Annotated in this window: 2 pseudogenes; both read left to right on the forward strand. The window is 53.3% G+C overall.

The window, feature by feature from the left end:
* Positions 1-504, forward strand: a pseudogene (istA, locus tag EA14781_RS21985) (IS21-like element IS100 family transposase); the annotation flags it as partial.
* Positions 501-845, forward strand: a pseudogene (istB, locus tag EA14781_RS21990) (IS21-like element IS100kyp family helper ATPase IstB); the annotation flags it as partial. The pseudogenes istA and istB, both read left to right, overlap by 4 nt.

Genomic DNA, 845 nt, shown 5'->3' on the forward strand with positions numbered 1-845 from the left:
TTCTTTGGTGGTGTGCCGCGCGAAGTGTTGTATGACAATATGAAAACTGTGGTTCTGCAACGTGACGCATATCAGACAGGTCAGCACCGGTTCCATCCTTCGCTGTGGCAGTTCGGCAAGGAGATGGGCTTCTCTCCCCGACTGTGTCGCCCCTTCAGGGCACAGACTAAAGGTAAGGTGGAACGGATGGTGCAGTACACCCGTAACAGTTTTTACATCCCACTAATGACTCGCCTGCGCCCGATGGGGATCACTGTCGATGTTGAAACAGCCAACCGCCACGGTCTGCGCTGGCTGCACGATGTCGCTAACCAACGAAAGCATGAAACAATCCAGGCCCGTCCCTGCGATCGCTGGCTCGAAGAGCAGCAGTCCATGCTGGCACTGCCTCCGGAGAAAAAAGAGTATGACGTGCATCCTGGTGAAAATCTGGTGAACTTCGACAAACACCCCCTGCATCATCCACTCTCCATCTACGACTCATTCTGCAGAGGAGTGGCGTGATGATGGAACTGCAACATCAACGACTGATGGCGCTCGCCGGGCAGTTGCAACTGGAAAGCCTTATAAGCGCAGCGCCTGCGCTGTCACAACAGGCAGTAGACCAGGAATGGAGTTATATGGACTTCCTGGAGCATCTGCTTCATGAAGAAAAACTGGCACGTCATCAACGTAAACAGGCGATGTATACCCGAATGGCAGCCTTCCCGGCGGTGAAAACGTTCGAAGAGTATGACTTCACATTCGCCACCGGAGCACCGCAGAAGCAACTCCAGTCGTTACGCTCACTCAGCTTCATAGAACGTAATGAAAATATCGTATTACTGGGGCCATCAGGTGTGGGG

The sequence above is a fragment of the Escherichia albertii NBRC 107761 = DSM 17582 genome (assembly GCF_000759775.1).
Lineage (GTDB): Bacteria > Pseudomonadota > Gammaproteobacteria > Enterobacterales > Enterobacteriaceae > Escherichia > Escherichia albertii.